This window comes from Maribacter litoralis, from assembly GCF_003075045.1.
GTDB lineage: Bacteria > Bacteroidota > Bacteroidia > Flavobacteriales > Flavobacteriaceae > Maribacter > Maribacter litoralis.
The window spans coordinates 1-1,140 of the sequence record NZ_QCZD01000017.1 but is presented as its reverse complement, the minus strand read 5'-3'; the positions used below and the strand labels follow the sequence as shown (position 1 = coordinate 1,140).

1 rRNA gene is annotated in these 1,140 nt (G+C 33.9%); it reads right to left on the bottom strand.

From position 1 onward, the window contains the following. Positions 1-1,030: 1,030 nt before the first annotated feature. Positions 1,031-1,140 (bottom strand): 5S ribosomal RNA (gene rrf, locus DCS95_RS20075).

Here is a 1,140-nt window from a genome sequence, read left to right as displayed (position 1 = left end):
CGCCAAACCAAAACAACATATATATGAACCTATTTCCCTAACGACTCCGACTCGCATCTTCCTCGTTTGCGGGGTGCAAATCTACAACCTATTTTCCATTACACAAGACTTTTTACATAAAAAATCGAAAGGAATTTCAAACCAACACCTACCATGCTGATTCAACGTTATTTACAGCCTAAGAAAATTACAAGATTATTGATGGGGATACATAATAGCCACTATTTATACCCTAGATTTTAAATAGGATAGAACAGAAGTCCGTCTTACTATATAAAAAATTCATGTTTTATTAGTGCGAAAAATATTAAGCAAAAAGGTTCCTAAAATATAAAATCATAAATCGTGACATCATGATTCAATGGAAAGACCTATAATATCATCAAAAAACCCCGTAAAAAACAAAAATTAAATGGATAATTAGCATCTATGCGGTCTACCAATTTTAGTTACCCTCTATTAAATAGCAGAAAAACTATTACCTAATTAAAATAACATAGTGTAAACAATTAGAAATATTAACCTTGAGCTGATTATTACGGATAATTAATAAAAAGAATACTGTACAAGTAAATAAAAAATCTAATTGCCCCAACTTACATTAAAGCATTAGACCAAACATTAAAAGATAAAATTCGTTTCAACTAAACATGGAAAAAATTATAGCTTCGAGGGTATAAAGTGCTCCTGTATAAATTCCATATCCACAAGACTCATTGAACTACCTAAGCTAACTATCAACCACCCAAAATACATATGACAAACTATATTAATAATGATGAAGTTACATCGAGAAAGCTCCGCTTATTAAGCTTATAATATAATAAACATAAACAAACTTAGCAGCTGTAGTAGTAGTAGTAGTAGTAGTAGTAGTAGTAGTAGTAGTAGTAGTAGTAGTAGTAGTAGTAGTAGTAGTGTATTAGTCACGGCAACCAAGTTCCTTGGTACTACAAGGGTATCCCTCTCTTCTAAAGCTTGAATTTTATGAATAAAAAAAGCCCCTTACATTACTGTAAGGGGCTTTCGAAAAAGGCGGCTACCTACTCTCCCACTTGGTATAGCAGTACCATCGGCGCAAACGGTCTTAACTTCCCTGTTCGGAATGGTAAGGGGTGGGCCCCGTCGCCATGGCCACCT